General features: G+C 70.3%; 9 protein-coding genes. 4 read left to right on the top strand and 5 right to left on the bottom strand.

What is annotated here, in order from left to right:
• Position 1: 1 nt before the first annotated feature.
• The 3 genes from AB0I49_RS16855 to AB0I49_RS16845 form a co-directional block, all read right to left on the bottom strand.
• Positions 2-6379 carry a type I polyketide synthase gene (locus AB0I49_RS16855; protein ID WP_363227716.1) on the bottom strand — a complete coding sequence of 2126 codons (6378 nt, stop codon included), beginning with the start codon at positions 6377-6379 and terminating at the stop codon, positions 2-4.
• 464 nt (positions 6380-6843) lie between these two features.
• Positions 6844-8700, bottom strand: coding sequence for an FG-GAP-like repeat-containing protein (locus tag AB0I49_RS16850; RefSeq protein WP_363227715.1), 1857 nt, complete (start codon positions 8698-8700; stop codon positions 6844-6846).
• 67 nt (positions 8701-8767) lie between these two features.
• Positions 8768-9493, bottom strand: a complete 726-nt coding sequence (locus AB0I49_RS16845) for a hypothetical protein (protein ID WP_363227714.1) — start codon at positions 9491-9493, stop codon at positions 8768-8770.
• 373 nt (positions 9494-9866) lie between these two features.
• Between AB0I49_RS16845 and AB0I49_RS16840 the strand changes: the two genes are divergently transcribed.
• Positions 9867-10967, top strand: coding sequence for a hypothetical protein (locus AB0I49_RS16840; protein WP_363227713.1), 1101 nt, complete (start codon positions 9867-9869; stop codon positions 10965-10967).
• A 43-nt stretch (positions 10968-11010) separates the two neighbouring features.
• A complete protein-coding gene (locus AB0I49_RS16835) occupies positions 11011-11508 on the top strand; it encodes a hypothetical protein (protein WP_363227712.1) in 498 nt (165 codons plus the stop codon).
• A 55-nt stretch (positions 11509-11563) separates the two neighbouring features.
• Here the strand turns inward: AB0I49_RS16835 and AB0I49_RS16830 are convergent, their stop codons facing one another.
• A complete protein-coding gene (locus tag AB0I49_RS16830; protein WP_363227711.1) occupies positions 11564-13096 on the bottom strand; it encodes an RICIN domain-containing protein in 1533 nt (510 codons plus the stop codon).
• 247 nt (positions 13097-13343) lie between these two features.
• Between AB0I49_RS16830 and AB0I49_RS16825 the strand changes: the two genes are divergently transcribed.
• A complete protein-coding gene (locus AB0I49_RS16825) occupies positions 13344-14375 on the top strand; it encodes a saccharopine dehydrogenase (protein ID WP_363227710.1) in 1032 nt (343 codons plus the stop codon).
• On the opposite strand, the gene asnB is transcribed toward AB0I49_RS16825, so the two are convergent.
• Positions 14307-15875, bottom strand: a complete 1569-nt coding sequence (gene asnB, locus AB0I49_RS16820) for an asparagine synthase (glutamine-hydrolyzing) (RefSeq protein ID WP_363227709.1) — start codon at positions 15873-15875, stop codon at positions 14307-14309. The two genes, AB0I49_RS16825 and asnB, sit on opposite strands and share 69 nt — an antisense overlap.
• Positions 15876-16241: 366 nt before the next feature.
• On the opposite strand from asnB, the gene AB0I49_RS16815 reads away from it, so the two are divergent.
• Positions 16242-16586 carry a hypothetical protein gene (locus AB0I49_RS16815; protein WP_363227708.1) on the top strand — a complete coding sequence of 115 codons (345 nt, stop codon included), beginning with the start codon at positions 16242-16244 and terminating at the stop codon, positions 16584-16586.
• Positions 16587-16755 lie beyond the last annotated feature (169 nt).

Below are 16755 nucleotides of genomic sequence, written 5' to 3'. Positions count from 1 at the left end.
TTCACCTGCTCAGATGGTCGTTGAGGTTGGTCAGGATGTTCTCCACGAGGGCCTCCACGGTGGGCGAGGTCCAGATGACGATGCGCGGGATGGCGGCCTGCAGCGTCCGCTCCAGCCGTACGCGCAGTTCCAGGGCCATCAGCGAGTCCAGACCGAGCGCGGAGAGTGTTGTGGCGGGGCCGATGGCGGCGGGGTCGCGGCGCAGGAGGGTGCCCAGCTCCTCGGTGATGTGAGCGCCCAGAACCTCGTGCCGATCGGTGCTCTCGTCAGCGGTCCGCAGAGCCCGTAGCACGGAAGCGTCCCCGCTCGCGCCTGCGCCGCTGTCGCCCGTCAGTTCGGCGAAGAAGGAGTTCCCCGACAGGGCGCTGAAGGAGGCCAGCCAGTCGGTGAAGGAAGTCGGCGCGTAGCCGGTACGACGCCGGGCGTGCGCCAGGAGGTATTCGAAGGCGGCGATGCCCTCGGTGGGAGGAATAGAGGCGTAGCCGCGCCCTTCCAGCGCTGCCCCGCGACCGTATTCGCTCCAGATGCCCCAGTTGATGCCCTTGGTTTCGACGTGTCCCTGTGCGGTGCGCCAGGTGAGGAATTCATCCAGCCAGGAGCTGGCGGCCGCGTAGGAGCCTTGTCCGGGCACGCCGAAGAGGGAGGCGATGGAGGAGAAGCCCACCCACCAGTCGGGGGTGTGCTGCCGTGTCGCCTGGTGCAGGTGCCAGGCTCCCAGGGCCTTGGGTCGCCATACTCGGTGCAGCAGTCGGGGGTCGAACCGGTCGACGGTGATGTCCTCGACGACGGCGGCTCCGTGCAGCACTCCTCGCAGCACGTACCCGCTGTCGGTGGCCGCGGCCACCAGGCGCTCGGCCACTCCTTCCTCGGCGATGTCACCGGTGACCACGGTGACGCGGGTGCCCGCCGCGCGGAGCGGATCGAGGACCTGGCGGGCGTAGGGACTGGGTTCGCGGCGGGAGTTGAGGACGATGTGGCCCGCGCCGCGTTCCGCGAGGCGCTCGGAGATCAGCAGCCCGAGTCCGCCCAGCCCGCCGGTGATGATGTAGCTGCCGTCCGGGCGGGCGAGGGGCGTCTCCTCGGGCGGCAGCACGGCCGTGGCCGTACCGTCCTCCGGCCAGGTGAGCACGGCCTTGCCGATGTGCTCGGCGTTCGCCAGCGTGCGGAAGGCGGTCTCCGCGTCGTCGACGGGGAAGGCGGTGCACGGCAGTACGGGCAGACGTCCGGCGGTGATCTCGTCGAGGACCTCGGTGGCCAGGCGGTGGACCAGGTCGAGGTTGACATGGCAGAGCAGGGCCAGGTCCACGCTGTGGAAGGTGATGTTGCGGCGGAAGGGGTACAGGCCCAGGCGGGTGTCGTTGTAGATGTCCTTCTTTCCCACCTCCACGAAGCGGCCCTGCGGGGCCAGCAGATCCACGCTCGCCTGCTGGGCCGGTCCGGCCAGGGAGTTGAGCACCACGTCCACCCCGTGCCGGCCGGTGGTCTGGCGTACCTGGTCGGCGAAGTCCAGCGAACGGGAGTCGAAGACCGTCTCGACGCCCAGCGAGCGCAGGTGGTCACGCTTGGCAGGGGTGCCGGCGGTGGCCAGGACGCGGGCTCCGCGTGCGCGGGCGATGTGCACGGCGGCCAGGCCCACCCCGCCGGTCGCCGCGTGGATGAGGACGCTCTCGCCCTCGCGCAGGCCGGCCAGGTGCACCAGCCCGTACCAGGCCGTGATGTACACGGTCGGCAGCGCCGCCGCGGTGGCGGTGTCCATGTCGTCGGGCAGGGCGAAGGCCCAGTCCTGCGGAACGGTGACGAACGAGGCGTGCGCGCCCCCGAAGCCCAGCATGGGCGCCACCACCCGCTCGCCCACCCGGTGCCGGTGCACGTCGCTGCCGACCGCGGTGATCACACCGGCGCACTCCATGCCGGTCAGCTTCATGGTGGGCTCCCGGCCCGGCATCACGGGTTCGCCCAGGGCCGGGTCCTCGGTCGGGTAGATGCCCATCGCGATGAGGGTGTCGATGAAGTTCAGGCTGCTGGCCAGGACCTGGATCTGTATCTCGTCCTCACCCGGCTCCCGCCGGGGGCGCGAGACCATCTCGAAACTCGCCAGATCGCCGGGGCGGCGGATGTCGAGCGCGAAGCCGTCGCGGCCGAAGCGCACGGAGCGCGTCTGCCGCTCGTCTTCCGTCAGGGGCGCTTTGCACAACCGGGCTCCATAGCGGCGGCCGTCGCGCCAGGCCACCTCGTCCTCGCTGCGCGGGCCGGTCAGCACCTCCGCGGCCAGTTGGCCGGGGGTGGTGTGTGCGTCGATGTCTACGCTGGTCGGCGCGAATTCGGGGTGCTCGTATCCCAGGACCCGTACCAGCCCTTGCAGCCCCGAGTGATGCAGGTCCACCACATCCGCGTCGAGGACCTGCTGGGCACCGGCGGAGAGGGACCACAGCCGCGGCGGATCGTCCACCTCCGCGTCGGCCAGGGCCTTGCACAGCATCGCCAGGCGGCGCACGCGCGCTTCGGACTGCTCAAGGGTGAGCGTGTCGACCTCGGTGCGGGCCGCGCCCGGCAGGACTACCACGCCCCGCCACTGCGGTTGTTGGGCCAGTGTCCGGGTGAACAGCGCGGTCTGGTCTTCGGCGGTCAGGTCCAGGCCGCAGGCCACGGTGTCGCACTCCGCGCCGTGCTGGCGCAGGTGGTCGGCCAGCCCGGCGGCCCGCGGGTCGTGTCCGTCCTCGGCGACCAGCAGCCAGCGACCGGACGCCTCCAGCGGCTCCTGGGGAAGGGGGGTGTCCGGCCACCGTGCTTTCAGCAGGCGGCTGTTGAACATCTCCTGGTTGCCACGTGCGTCGGATCGCGCGAAGCGCACGCCGGCGGCGTCGGCCAGCACCGTGCCGTCCGCGGCGAGCCACTGGACGGAGCCGGCACACCCGTCGGCGTCGGCTTCTTCCAGCCGCGCCAGGCAGTACCGGCCCGACCCCGTGGCGTCATGGACGCGGACCTCGCCGATGGCAGTGGGCAGGGCCAGCCCCCCACCTTGCTCTCCGGAGGCTGCCCAGGCGGCGGCCAGGGTCTGCAGGCACGCGTCGAAGACCACCGGGTGCCAGTGCATCCGGGACGACGCGGGACGCGCCTCGTCCGGCAGCGTGATCTCGGAGAGGGCCGAGGTGCTCCCGGCGTCCAGGTGGAGGGAGCGCAACGCGGCGAACGCCGGGCCGTGCTCGACGCCGTGCCCGCGCAGGGTGGCGTAGAACTCCTCCACCTCCAGCGGCGTGAGGTGGCTCTCCCGGAGCCCGGGAAGGTCCACCGGCGCGGGGCGTGCGACCGTCTCCGTGTCCTGCCCGGTGCGGCGCAGAGCGGCCGTCGCGTGCGTGGTCCGCATACCGCTGCTGTCTCGTGTCACGAGGTTCCAGCGGGCGTGGTCGGGCGAGCGGGGCGAGGCCGTGGCGGTCACCGGCGCGTCGTCGGCGACCGGCAGCACCGCGCGGAGCCGCACATCGGTGACGCGGACCTGTGCGGGCTCGGCCTCGTACAGGGCGCAGGCGGCGGCCAGGGCGCTCTCGCAGTAGCCGGTGGCCGGGAACACCGGTACGTCCTCCACCCGGTGGTCGGTCAGCCAGGGCAGTCGCTCGGTGCTCAGTTGGGTCTGCCACCACCGCAGCCCTTCTCCGTCCGGATCGGCCAGGTGGGCTCCCAGCAGCGGATGCTCCCCCGCGGAGTCATGGGCGCCCGCGACGCGGGTGGGCGCCAGCAGGTAGTGCTCGCGCTCCCAGGTGGTGGGGGGCGCCTCGACGAGCTGCCCCTTCCCGTAGCAGCGGCTCCAGTCCACCGGGTGGCCGGCGCAGTGCACGCGGCCCAGCTGAGCGGCGAAGACGCGGCGTTCGTCCTCGTCACGCCGCAGAGTCGGCAGGACCACCGCCTCCGCCGCGGCGGAGGACAGGTTCTGCTGCACCGTGGTGAGGACCACCGGGTGCGGCGATACTTCGATGAACAGCCGGTGACCGTCCTCGACGGCGGCCGTGACGGCGGCGGAGAACCGCACCGGGTGGCGCAGATTGTCCACCCAGTAGGCGGCGTCGAAGGCGGGTACGGCCCGCGGGTCCTCGCGCACGGTGCTGTAGAAACCCACCGCCGGAGCGGCGGGCGACAGTTCGGACAGTTCCGTGCGGATGGGCTCCAGTACCGGATCCATCTGCGGTGAGTGCGAGGCCACGTCCACCGCTACCCGGGCGGCGGCCACCCCCGACTTCTCCCAGCCCCGCACCAGTTCCTCGACCTGGTCCCGGTCTCCCGCGATCACGGTGGAGTCGGGGGAGGCGTGCACCGCGATGTTCACGCCGTCGGCGCCGGCCGCCGCGAGCGCCGCGGCCGTCTCGTCCTGGCCGAGCTGGACCGAGGCCATCGCCCCTCCGCCGGCTGTCCGCGCCATCAGCCGCGAACGGCGGCACACGATCGCCACACCGTCCTGGAGGGGGAGGGCCCCGGCCACCACCGCTGCGGCGATCTCCCCCATGGAGTGCCCGATCACCGCCGCCGGCTCCACTCCGTGCGCCCGCCACATCGCCGCGAGCGACACCTGCATGGCGAACAGCACCGGCTGTACCCGGGCGAGGCCCTCGACCACCTGCCGGTCGGCGAGCGCCTCGCGCAGCGACAGCCCGGTCTCCGCCGCGATCAGCGGCTCCAACTCCTCGACGGAGGCGGTGAACGCCGCGTCCGACCCCAGCAGGGAATGACCCATCCGGGCCCACTGCGACCCCTGCCCGGAGAAGACCCACACCGGCCCCGGCCCGGCTTCCGCGGCCGCCTGCCCGGCCACGACGTTCTCCGCCTCCTCGCCCTCCGCGTGCGCCCGCAGAGCGGTCGCGAGCTCCTGGGGCTTCGCGGCGACCGCGGCCAGCCGGAGCCTGCCGGGCGTACGCCGAAGCGCCAGGGTGTGGGCCACGTCCAGCGGCGGCGCCGAGCGGCCGCCGTCCTCCAGCCAGTCCGCGACCCGCCCGGCCGAGGCCGCCAGCGCCGTATCCGACGCAGCCGAGAGTACGAACACCTCCGGCCGGTCCGCCCGGTCCTCTCCCGACAGCGACTCATCCGTGCTTCCCGCAGCAGGCGGGACCGGGGCGGGCGGCCCTTCCACGATCACCTGGGCGTTCGTGCCGCCCACCCCGTAGCTGGACACCGCCGCCAGGCGCGGCCCGGAGGTCACCGGCCAGTCGGTCACCTCCTGCGGCACGAACAACCGCGTCCCCTCGGGCGACATCTGCGGATTCCACGAGCCGAAGTGCAGCGAGGGCGGCACCTGGTCGTGCCGGACCGCCAGGATCGCCTTGAGCAGGCCGGCGACTCCCGCCGCGGGCTCGGTATGCCCGATGTTGCTCTTGATCGACCCCAGGGCACACCGGTCGCGCCCCTGCCCGTACACCGCGGCGGTCGACCCGAACTCGACAGGGTCCCCCACCGGCGTGCCGGGCCCGTGCGCCTCGACCATTCCCACCTCGGCCGCGTCCACCCCCGCCACCTCAAGCGCCTGCCGGAACACCTGCTCCTGCGCCGGCTGGGACGGCGCCGTCAGCCGGGTCGAGCGACCGTCCTGGTTGACCGCCGAGCCGCGCAGCACCGCCAGCACCCGGTCACCGTCACGCTGGGCGTCCGCCAGCCGCTTCAGGATCACCACCCCGCACCCCTCGCCCCGCACGAAACCGTCCGCGTCGGCGTCGAAGGACCGGCACCGGCCGCGCGGCGACAGCATCTCGATACGGGCTTCCGCCACCGTGGACTCCGGGGAGAGCAGCAGGTGGACGCCGCCGACCACCGCGAGGTCCGACTCCCCCCGGTGCAGGCTCTGGCAGGCCAGGTGCGCCGCCACGAGGCTCGACGAGCACGAGGTGTCCACCGCGAGGCTCGGGCCTTGCAGATTCCACAGATACGACACCCGGCCCACCAACGTGCCGTGCATGTTGGTCAGCCCGTAATACGCGTTCAGTTCCTGCGGCTGCGGATGGATGCGCAGCAGGTAGTCGTCGCCGTAGATACCGGCGAACACCCCCGTGCGTGAACCGCTCAAACTCGCCAGCGGAATGCCCGCGTGTTCGAACGCCTCCCAGGTCACCTCAAGGAACAGCCGGTGCTGCGGATCGACCCAGGCCGCCTCGTTCGGACTGATCCCGAACGAGGCCGGATCGAAGGCGCCGACGTCGGACTCCAGGAAGCAGCCCCGCCGCACGCGCTCGAACGTCTCCGGTTCGAGATCGGCGAGATCGCTCACCGACCAGCGGTCCTCCGGCACCTCCCCGACGGTGTCCGTTCCCTCGCACAACATGTTCCACAGGGCCGCCGGCGAGTCGGCCCGCCCCGGGAAACGGCACCCCGCACCGATCACCGCGACCGGTTCCTGGGACATGCTGACGGGCGAGTGTGCAGTGGACGGTGGAACCATGGCGATGACTCCTCGCGCTCGGGGAACCACTCGCAAGCGGCTCCTTGGAAGGTCTCCTTCCAGAAAGCGCCACCGAGCCGAAGCGGGAAAGGGAGCCATCGTCACCGAAGCGTGAACGCGTTGAACGCTTGTGGGATTGTGAATCGCGATCTTTTGGTGATCTTCCGCGACCTATGGCCACGGGCCAACAGCCACAAGCGGCTACCCGGCTGGGGGGCGGCGCTCGCCGTCGGCGCGGGTGGAGCCGTCGGCACTCAGTACGCCGTCGCCCGGCTGGCCCCGGAGGTGACGACCGCCGCCACCGGCCGCGTGGAAGCCGCCATCGCCGCCACGGCACCGGGCTCCCCCCCCGGCCTCATCGAAGTACGAGACGCCAGCCACCGTTATCCAGGCCGCGACCGCCCCCACTCGACGGTGTCAGCCGAGGGTCAGCGGGTCCTGAAGCGGCGGAAGAGGTTTCGGGCCACGTGCACGCCTGGGCCGCCGAATCCGACGATGTCGACGCGTCCGTCGCCGGTGATGTCGGTGAGGAAGCGGGGGTGGTGGTCGACTCGCCAGGCGCCCGCTTCGTCGTTGTATCCGAAGCCCCGGCACACGAGCTGGGCCTGCTCGAACCGGCCGTCGCCGAGGCTGTGCGACACCCAGACGCCCTCGTCGCCGAAGCCGATGATGTCCGGGTTGCCGTCGCCGGTGACGTCGGCGAGGAGCCGGAGGTGCTTCGCGCCCGTCCATCCCTGGGCGAGCCCGAAGTCGTTCAGGATTAGCTTCGAGGGCTCGAAGGTGCCGTCGCCGAGCCCGCGGGAGACGACGACGCCCTGCGGTCCGAACCCGACGATGTCCAGGGCTCCGTCGGCGGTGGTGTTGAGCAGGAACCGGGGGTGTTCCCGGGCCGAGCTCCACCCCTGGTCGGTCCCGAATTCGTCGAGTACGTACAGCGGCTCGGCGAATGTCCCTTCCTCGTCCTGGAGCGATACCCACACGCCGTCGCCGTGGCAGCCGATCAGGTCGAGTCTGCCGTCGCCCGTGGTGTCGGCGAGGAAGCGGGGGTGTTTGTCGACGAGCCAGCCGCCCGCGCCCTCGCTGTGCCCGAACGCGCGGAGAACGGGTTCGTCGCCGATCGGCGCGAACTTTCCTTCCTCGTCCTGGAGCGACACCCACACGCCGTCGTCATGGCAGCCGATCAGGTCGAGTCTGCCGTCGCCCGTGGTGTCGGTGAGGAAGCGGGGGTGCTTGTCGACGAGCCAGCCGCCTGCCTGCGGGCCGTGGCCGAACGCCTTGAGGGTCGGCTCGCCGCCCGTGGGCGCGAACGTGCCGTCCGTGTCCTCGGGGGAGACGCGGACTCCGTCAGCGGCGAGCACGACGACGTGGGGGCTGCCGTCGCCCGCCGTGTCCGCGAGGGTCCACAGGTCCGCGGCGCTCGCGGAGGGTGCGGGTTGGTGCAGGAGGCGTTCGTCGTCGAACGTCCCGTCGCCTCTGCCGGACGACGTCACGGCCCCCTTACCGGGTTTGAGCCCTACGATGTCCTGTCGTCCTGTTCCCGTGGTGTCGGCGAGGAACCGCGCGCCGAGGCCGGCCCACCAGCCTGATTGCCCGCCGGGGGCGCGGTCGGGTCCGTCGGTTTTCCACCCGCCGGCCTCCTGGCCGCTTCCGAACCGGTCGAGGACCAGCAGTACGTCGCTGAAGGAGGGGGACGCGTCGGGTGCCGGCCGTAGCGCGGCCGACCGGGCCAGCCGCCAGGACTGGCGGCCGTTCCAGTGGCTCAGTGGCGCCCAGTTCAGTACCAGGTCGCTGGTGCGCTCGGGGTCGGCCGTCACGAACCGCCAGCGCTGGTTCTCCGCGCTGTCGTCGTATTCGCGCAGGACGATCCGGGTGCCGTCCTCGCCGTCCTCGCCGTCCTCGCCGGGTTCGTCGGGTTCGGCGAGGTCGAGAACGGTGCCGTCGGCCGCGTCCTCGATGAAGTAGAGGCCCGCTTCGCCCTCGACGGGGACGACGTGCCACTGCTGGCTCTTCTTACCGGCCGCGGCTGTGCTCTGGCGGACGCCGCTGTCCGCGGTGGCGGGGGTGTCGAGCACCTTGTCGCCGGCCGCGTTGCGGATCACGTACGCCTGGTCGTCCTGCGCGTCCTGTGCGGGGGTGATGTGCCACTGCTCCGGGGGCGGGCCGTCTTCGGGGAAGTCGCGGACGACGAGGGTCCCGTCCGCGCTCGGGGCGGCCTTGACGCCGAGGGTTTTCCCCGTGGCGGCGTGGACAATCTCCAGCTTCAGATCTTCCGTGGGCACGGGCATCGTGGTGCCTCTTCCAGGCGGTTGGGGCGTTGGCTCGGGACGGGTGTGGTGCGGTGCCGGCCGCGGTTCACGTGAAGATGTGGTGGTAGGGGACGTTCCACTCGCTGGGCAGCCGCGGGTAGAAGGTGTTGATGACCGTCCCGGTGAAGTCCCCGCCCCAGTTGTAGGTGAGACGCGCCTCGCTGGCGGCCGTCACCGTGTGGTCCTTGAACCCGAGGATGGTGTCGGGGTGAGTGATCGGTACGAAGGTGATTCCGCCCCACGGCGTCACCGTGACGACCCACAGCTGGGTGTCTTCGGCTGCGCCGTTCTTCCCGCGCCACTTGTCGCCGACCTCACCGGGAAGCCCGACCCGGAGGGTGTCGGCCGGGTCCTTGGGGGCGTCCTGGTGGACCGTGATACGCCTGCGCTGCGGCTTCGGCGCGCCGTCGTCACCGCGCCCGGCCGAGGCTTCGGCTTCGGCCGCCTCGGCGGAGGGGGGCGTCACCTGGCCCGCGGCGCTCTCGATGAAGTACAGCGGCCGCTGCCCGAAGAAGCCGCCGGGGGTGATGTACCAGAGGTGGCCCTGCGCCTCCTTGGTGTCCGGGGCGAGCGCGGTCGCCAGCCCGGCCCCCTTGTCGTGGATCTCCTCCTTCAGCTCGGCGGGCCGCAGATAGCCGCCGTTGAAGGCGTGGACGAGCATGACCGGCCGGTTTTCGAGCAGCGCCGCCACGATCGCGTTGTCGTAGCTGTTCACCGCCACCGGGCCGCCGACCACCAAATTCGCCATTGCCGTGCGCTCTTGGGTGTACATCGCGGAAACCTCACCTGTTCTTGATGTGGAGAACAACGCGTCGGGCGCTCAGTGCAGTGATTTATCACGTGATGTAAGTGCAAGGTCAATCGCCTCGATCGAATCGACCCAGAAAAGCGAATGCACGACCGAGGCAAATGTCCTCAAAACCGGTAAGGCTCAGTTGACACCACCCTTATGCATGAATCTCTGATAGCCGCCGAATGGGTGCCGTGGAACGGGAGACCAGTGTTCGTCACCCGATTGAGCGTGATATGCGGCGGAGCCTTCTCGGGAAATTGCTCCCCTGCTAGCTTCGCTTGGCGGGGCGTGTGCATATTCCTGTTTCCATTTCACCGAACGCGGCTTCGGCCAAATCAGTCGAGGATAGAAATTGCCTTCCAACGCGTACAACCTGGAACGGGCCAAACGTCGACCGCTGACCAAGAAGAACCTGCGGGAACTCAACATCCACGGGGCCGCGCAGTCCATCCTGAACCACCCCGGCCTGGTCTACGTCGACGACTACGGTGTGCGGCACAAGCCCGTCGGCTTCTCCCTCAACAAGGTGGGCTTCGGCAGTTACACGGGCAGCCTGGCGTTCGACCTGGGGTGGCTCGCCTACATGAACCTCGGGGAACCGCTGATCGAGGAGCGGCGCAACATCACCCAGCCCCCGCCTGACACGTTCTCCTCGCGTACCTACGTCAACCGCAGCAAGGAGTCCGTAATGGACTTCACCGACTCGGTCGATTTCACCGTGTCGAACGGGATCACGTGGTCGCTCCAGGGAGACACCAAGCTCACCTTCGGCGGCAGCGTCAGCGCGCAGCTCCAGCTCCAGCTTCAGCTCCAGCTCGGTCTGAACCTGCAGGCGCAGCTTCAGGCGCAGCTCAAGAACGAGATCACCGGCAAGAACACAAACACGATGACCAGCAAAAACAGCCCGGAAAGTACCGGGATGGACAACGCGAACGGCGTCGACATGGGGACGACCAACGGGGTGACGAACACCGCGTCGGGCTCAGTGACCGGCTCGACCGCGTTCACGACCACGGGCAGCGCCTCCGGCACCGCAGGGCTCAACGCCTCGCTGGCGCAGGGCGTCGCGGCTTCTGTCGGCGGTTCCCTGACCACCGGCTGGGCCTCGAAATCGCAGATCTCCGGCAAGGTCCCCGCGGGCTCCCGCGTGGAGACCCTCGTGACACAGCGCCGTACCCACAAGCAGTACACGTACGAGATCCCGGTGACCTTCTCCGGGTTGCTCGCGGTGCAGTACAAGGTGCCGGTGCCGGTCCTGTCTCCCCCGCAGCGCGGGGACTACCCGGGCCTCGACCGCATTGTCGCCCGCGACATCGGCGACATCGACCTGGCGGGCGGCGGCTTCCGCATGAAGGGGCTGGCCGAGGTCGTCTCCGCCCTGGAGGTCCACCACACGATGTTCGACGAAGAGAAGCTGACCGACAGCCAGCGGGCGCTGTTCAAGCAACCCTGACCGGGCAGGCGGCACCGCCACGACGACCACAGAGGTGACGACCATGGTGTTCCAGAACATCTTCAACTCCGCGAGCAACGGTGCGCGGCTCTTCTCGGTGACCACGGACCGCAAAAAGCGGCAGCCGGGGGAGGACATCGACTTCGAGGACGCCGACGACTACACCTACGACGACATGAGCACGAGCCTGTTCACCAGCGCGATCCACGGGGCCAACTCCCGGGCGAAGACCGTGCAGGAGCAGTCGCCCGAAGCGCGGGTCGTGCTGGGCTTTCTCGGCGCCTTCATCCAGACCAGCCGGGAAGGCGCCGACGCCCAGGCCACGTACGCCCAGGATCCCGGCTCGGTATCCACGGCGGCCGCCGCCGGCATGCAGAAGTCGAGTGAGACGGTGACGAAGCACGGCGACCTCAGGAAGCCCGAGGGCCTGAAGGACATGCCGACGAAGGACCAGTGCATGGAACCCAAGCCGAAACCTGCCACGGCCGACGAACCCAAGCCCCCCGAGGCGAAGGCCAAGAAGCCAGAACGTTCCGAGTAGCGTCCGGGTGACGAGGGGGCAGGGGCGTTCACGCCCCTGCCCCCTCGTTGGTGCGTCACACGGGGAGCAGTTGCCACTGCCGGTCGCGGTGGTCGCCCTCCACCACCGCGCGCTGCTTGATCACCGCGGGGGCGTTGGTGTCGACACGCAGCAGCAGTCCGCTGTGCCGGTTCGCGATCTCGTACACCTGCGGGGTGTCGGTCCCGGAGCTCATCGGAATCAGCCTCCACTGCTGGTGATGTGCGTCGGCACCCTCGTAGGCGCGCTGGGCGGCCACCGCCCCGTCCGCCGTTCCCGCTCCGACGATCTCCAGGACCCTGCCGCTGCGCACGTTTTCGACCGTGTACAGAACCTCGCCGCCGTCGTCCTGAGCTGCCACGACCAGCCGCCACTGCTGATGAGCCCTGGTGGAGGCGAGGGCCTGGGTGATCTCGGCGCCGTCCCGCGTGGACTCCCGCAGCACCCCCATCCGCAGCCTGCTCCGGACGTTGGCCCAAGAGGCGACCGTGCCCGAATCAGGCAACCCGGCCATCTTCGCCGAGGGGACCTTCCGAACCCGGTTGTTGCCGTAGTCGGCGATGTAGAGGGTGTCGACGCAGTCCACAGCCAGCCCGAATGGGCTGCTCAACTGGGCCGAAGCGGCTGGGCCGCCGTCGCCGTCGGAGCCCTTGGCGCCCGTGCCGGCGATTGTGGTGATCTTTCCATCCGTGGTGACTTTCCGGACCCGGTGATTGCGGTGGTCGGAGATGTAGAGGGTGCCGGTGCTGTCCACCACCACCGCCATGCCATCGCTCAGCTGGGCCTTCGTGGCTGGGCCGCCGTCGCCGTCGGAGCCCTTGGCGCCCGTGCCGGCGATTGTGGTGATCTTCCCGTCGGCCGTGACCTTCCGAACCCGGCAGTTGCCGGCATCGGCGATGTAGAGGTCGCCCGCGCCGTCCACCGCCACCCCCCACGGGTAACTCAGCTGGGCCTTCGTGGCTGGGCCGCCGTCGCCGCCGGGGCCCTTGGCGCCCGTGCCGGCGGCCGTGGTGATCTTCCCGTCGGTGGTGATCATCCGGACGCGGTGGTTGATCCGGTCGGCGACATAGACGGTGCCGGCGCTGTCCACCGCCACCCCATACGGTGTGTTCAGCTGGGCCTTCGTGGCTGGGCCGCCGTCGCCGCCGGGGCCCTTGGCGCCCGTGCCGGCGATTGTGGTGATCTTCCCGTCGGCCGTGACCTTCCGGATTCGGTGGTTCTCGGAATCGACGATGTAGACGGTGCCTGAGCTGTCCACTGCGATCCCGCGCGGCGTGTTCAACCGGGCCTTGACGGCTGGGCCGTCGTCACCGTCGGAGCCCTGGGCGCCCGTCCCGGCGACCGTGCTGATCTTTCCATCCGTGGTGACCTTCCGCACCCGGTGGCCGTTGCGGTCGGAGATGTAGAGAGCGCCGGTGTTGTCCACCGCGACACCCGCCGGATTTTTCAGCTGGGCTTCAACGGCCGGGCCGCCGTCACCGCCGGAGCCCGCTTCCCCGGTCCCCGCGACCGTGCTGATCGCAGGCGCGGAGTCCTCGTCGCCCGTGGCTGCCGTCTGGGCATCACTCATAGTCGTCCCTTCACCGCTCACCGACCGCCCACCACCGACGGTTATCGTTTGATTCCAGATAGTCAGAAGGGCCGTGGGTGCGGCAAGTCCACTTCCGGGTGGTTTGCGGAGCGCGGTGACGCGACATCTCACCGGACCGGCAGTCGACTTCCGCCCCCGCCCAGAGCTGCCGAACGGGCGCGGCGAACCGCATATTGGGATATATGTCCCAGACACTTATGCGGTGCCTGACATGCTGCGACTCTGGATGAGACACGAATCCCGGCAGAACGAGCGGCGTGCCGCTCTCGTACCCGAAGACGCCCGCAAGCTGACCGCGCAGGGGGTGCACGTGACGGTCGAGGAGTCGTCGCAGCGCGCCTTTCCCGCCTGCGAGTACGCCGATGCCGGCTGTGCGATCGCGCCGCAGGGCAGTTGGGAGAGCCACTGCCCCGCGACGGACTACGTCCTGGGCCTCAAGGAACTGCCCGACGAACCCACCAAGCTGGACCATCGGCACATCTTCTTCGGGCACGCCTACAAGGGGCAGGCGAGGGCCCCGCGGCTACTGCGGCGCTTCGAGGCCGGCGGCGGCACGCTGCTCGACCTCGAACACCTCCTCGACGCCGAGGGCCGTCGGATGGTCGCCTTCGGCTACTGGGCGGGCTACGCTGGGGCCTCGCTGGCTGTTCTCCGGCACCGGGGCGCGCTGACGGCGCCGCTCGTTTCCTCATCCCAGGAAGAACTGCGCGGACGGTTGTCACCCGGCGGACGCGTGGCCGGCATCACCGCCGTGGTGATCGGTGCGGAGGGGCGCTCGGGGCGCGGGGCCTGTGACGCCCTCAGGGCGGCCGGCATCGAGCCGACCCGTTGGGGATCCAAGGACACCCGGAACCTGGACCGTGACGCACTGCTCGCGCACGACATCCTCGTGAACGCCATCAGCAGCCGCCGGCCCGTACCGCCGTTCCTGACGACGGCAGACCTCGACCATGAGCAGCGGCGGCTCTCCGTGATCGCCGACGTGACGTGCGACGTGGGTTCCGAACTCAACGCCCTCCCGGTCTCCGACCACGTCACCGACTGGGACGCTCCTGCCAAGCGGCTGCGCGCGGCCCCTCGGCCTCTCGACGTCATCGCCGTCGACAATCTCCCCTCCCTCATCCCGGCCGAGGCCAGCCGGGCCTTCTCCGCCGACCTGTGGCCCCTTCTGCTGTCGTTGCGGGAGGGATCAGAAGTCTGGGACCGCTGTGTCGAGGCGTTCCGTCAGGCTGTCGCGTCGCTCGGCGGGCGGCGCTGAACGGCCCAGCGCCCGCACCGGATCGATACCGGGGAACTCGGCGAGCCACAGAGCGTAGAAGGCGGCCTCCTCCTCGGCGTCGCCCATGGCGGTCTCCGCGGGGCCCGCTGCCGCCAGGCCCGCTGCCAGGACGTCCTTGGCCCCGGAGCCATGGCCGAACTGGAGCTTTCCGCGCCGCAGGATCTTCTCCGGCAGCCAGCCGGCGAAGGCGTCCCGCAGCAGCTTCTTCTCCTCGACGCCCGGGCCGATCATCTTGTGTTCCGGCGGGATCGAGAGCGCCAGCTCGATGACGTCCCGGTCCAGGAACGGCACCCTGGCCTCCAGCCCGTACGCCATTGTCGTGCGGTCGCAGCGCTGCAGGTTCTCCCATTGCAGTCCCTCCACGAGCGCCACCAGCCTGGCCTGCAGGGCCTCCGGGGCAAGGAACGGCTCGCGGTGGCAGTCCGGGTAGCCGGCGAACAGCTCGTCCGCGCCTTCCCCGGTGAGCACGGCCCGTACGCGCCGGGAGGCGTACTCGGCGAGCAGCAGGTTCGGCACCGCGCTGCGTACCAGATGCACGTCGAAGTGCTCGATCGCCCGCACCGTTTCCGGCAGAGCCGCCATGGCGTCCTGTGGGCTCATCACCACCTCGTGGTGTTCGGTGCCGAGATGCTCCGCGACCACACGCGCGGCCATCAGGTCGGGGCTGCCGGGCGTACCGACCGCGAACGTGGGGAGCGGCCGGTGCCGCCCGTGCCGCTTCGCGTACTCCGCTGCCACGGCCGTGACGATCGCCGAGTCGAGGCCGCCGGAGAGGAAGACGCCGATGCCGACATCGCTCATCATGCGGTCCTCGACCGCGCTGACGACCGTCTCGCGCACCGCCTTGAGCAGCCTCTCGTCCCATTGACCCGACGCGCTGGTCCTCTGAGGGCGCCGGGCGGGCCGTACCCGGGGTGGGACGGCGTCGGTGAAGCGCACCAGCCCGCCCCGCGGGGTCCAGCAGCAGCCGGGCGGGAAACTCTCCGCCAGCGGACGGTCGGCGGGGGCGAAGGCACGCAGTTCGCTTGCGAACAGGACACAGCCGTCCTTACGAGCCCAGTACAGCGGCTTCACCCCCAGGGCGTCGCGGGCGACGAGGAGCGAACCGGCTTCGTCGACGAGTGCCAGCGCGAACATGCCGCGCAACCGAGTCAGACCGGCGGGACCGTCCACGAGCAGCACATGCAGGGCCGCCTCGCTGTCGGAGCCCGTCGTGAAGCGATCGGGGCCCAGCTCCTCCCTGAGACGGAGGTGGTTGTAGATCTCGCCGTTGGCCACGAGGCGGGAACGGCCGTCCGGCCCCACGAGCGGCTGACGACCGCCCTGCGGATCCATGATGGACAGCCGCTGGTGGCCCAACCAGACGTCCCCGCTGCGTGTCTCGCCCGTGTCGTCCGGGCCGCGGTGCGCGATCCGGGCCAGCATCTCCCGGCAGAGCGGGACGTCGACCTCGCCGAACGCCGCGACGATTCCGCACATAGTGGGTCACCCTCCTCGAAGCCCGCGGCAACGGGCGAAGACTCGTACCGAGACTCCTTCGCCCTGTCGCGGGCGGCGTTCCGCGGTGCCGGTTCGGTGCAGCAGGTGTACCCCGTCCTGACAACACCGCGCGGTAGACCCGCCATCGCAGCGGGAGCGGAACTGCCGGACACGGTGCTGTTGCCGGGCTGGTCGGCGCTCCCCGAGCCCCAGCTCGTCACCGCGGTGCGGGCCGCGTTCCGGCGGCCGTCGGCATGGCACGCGACCGTCGTGGCCGAGGGCAGATGTGACGATGGAGACCAACGGCTCCCGCCTCAGGGGAGTTTCATGCCGAACCGGATATCTGGCCAGGAAGGGACGAGAACCATGACCGCCCAGCGCTGCGATCACTGCGATCTCCTGATCGGGGCGGGGTGCGCCTGCCCGTCCGAGGGCGACCCTCACATCGCCGAAGGCCAAGCGCCGAGACGGACCGGTCTCCGCGGGCAGGCGCCCGACGCCATCATCGTGTCGCCCGCCGGGAACGCCCATCTGCCCGGCTGCTTTCACCTCTCCGACAGTGAAATCTCCGGGCCGAAGTTCGGCTGGGTGGTCGGCCCCGGTCCGGGCGCCTGGTCCCGGATATCGGAGTCCCACCCGCTGCGAGCCACCGAAGGGAACGCCGACCGAGTGGCCGTCCGCCGCTGCCTGACCTGCGACGCCCAGGCGTGAGCACCGACGCCGAATACCTGGTCAGCCGCCCGCCATGCGTGAGCGATGCGTGAGCGGACGGCGTGACGCAGGGCAATCCGGATAATCCATTGGTGCAGGGTTCGAGCCCCTGATGATGTCCCACTCTCATCGGTCGAGGAAATCTCCTCCGACCCGCGAGGCGAGGCAG

It is taken from the genome of Streptomyces sp. NPDC050617 (assembly GCF_040654795.1).
Lineage (GTDB): Bacteria > Actinomycetota > Actinomycetes > Streptomycetales > Streptomycetaceae > Streptomyces.
This window is presented reverse-complemented; position numbering and strand designations above follow the sequence as displayed.

Coding starts and splice junctions, on each gene's coding strand:
- AB0I49_RS16855 (WP_363227716.1), bottom strand. CDS start 6,379: ATGTCCCAGGAACCGGTCGCGGTGATCGGTGCGGGGTGCCGTTTCCCG.
- AB0I49_RS16850 (WP_363227715.1), bottom strand. CDS start 8,700: ATGCCCGTGCCCACGGAAGATCTGAAGCTGGAGATTGTCCACGCCGCC.
- AB0I49_RS16845 (WP_363227714.1), bottom strand. CDS start 9,493: ATGTACACCCAAGAGCGCACGGCAATGGCGAATTTGGTGGTCGGCGGC.
- AB0I49_RS16835 (WP_363227712.1), top strand. CDS start 11,011: ATGGTGTTCCAGAACATCTTCAACTCCGCGAGCAACGGTGCGCGGCTC.
- AB0I49_RS16830 (WP_363227711.1), bottom strand. CDS start 13,096: ATGAGTGATGCCCAGACGGCAGCCACGGGCGACGAGGACTCCGCGCCT.
- AB0I49_RS16825 (WP_363227710.1), top strand. CDS start 13,344: ATGAGACACGAATCCCGGCAGAACGAGCGGCGTGCCGCTCTCGTACCC.
- asnB (WP_363227709.1), bottom strand. CDS start 15,875: ATGTGCGGAATCGTCGCGGCGTTCGGCGAGGTCGACGTCCCGCTCTGC.
- AB0I49_RS16815 (WP_363227708.1), top strand. CDS start 16,242: ATGACCGCCCAGCGCTGCGATCACTGCGATCTCCTGATCGGGGCGGGG.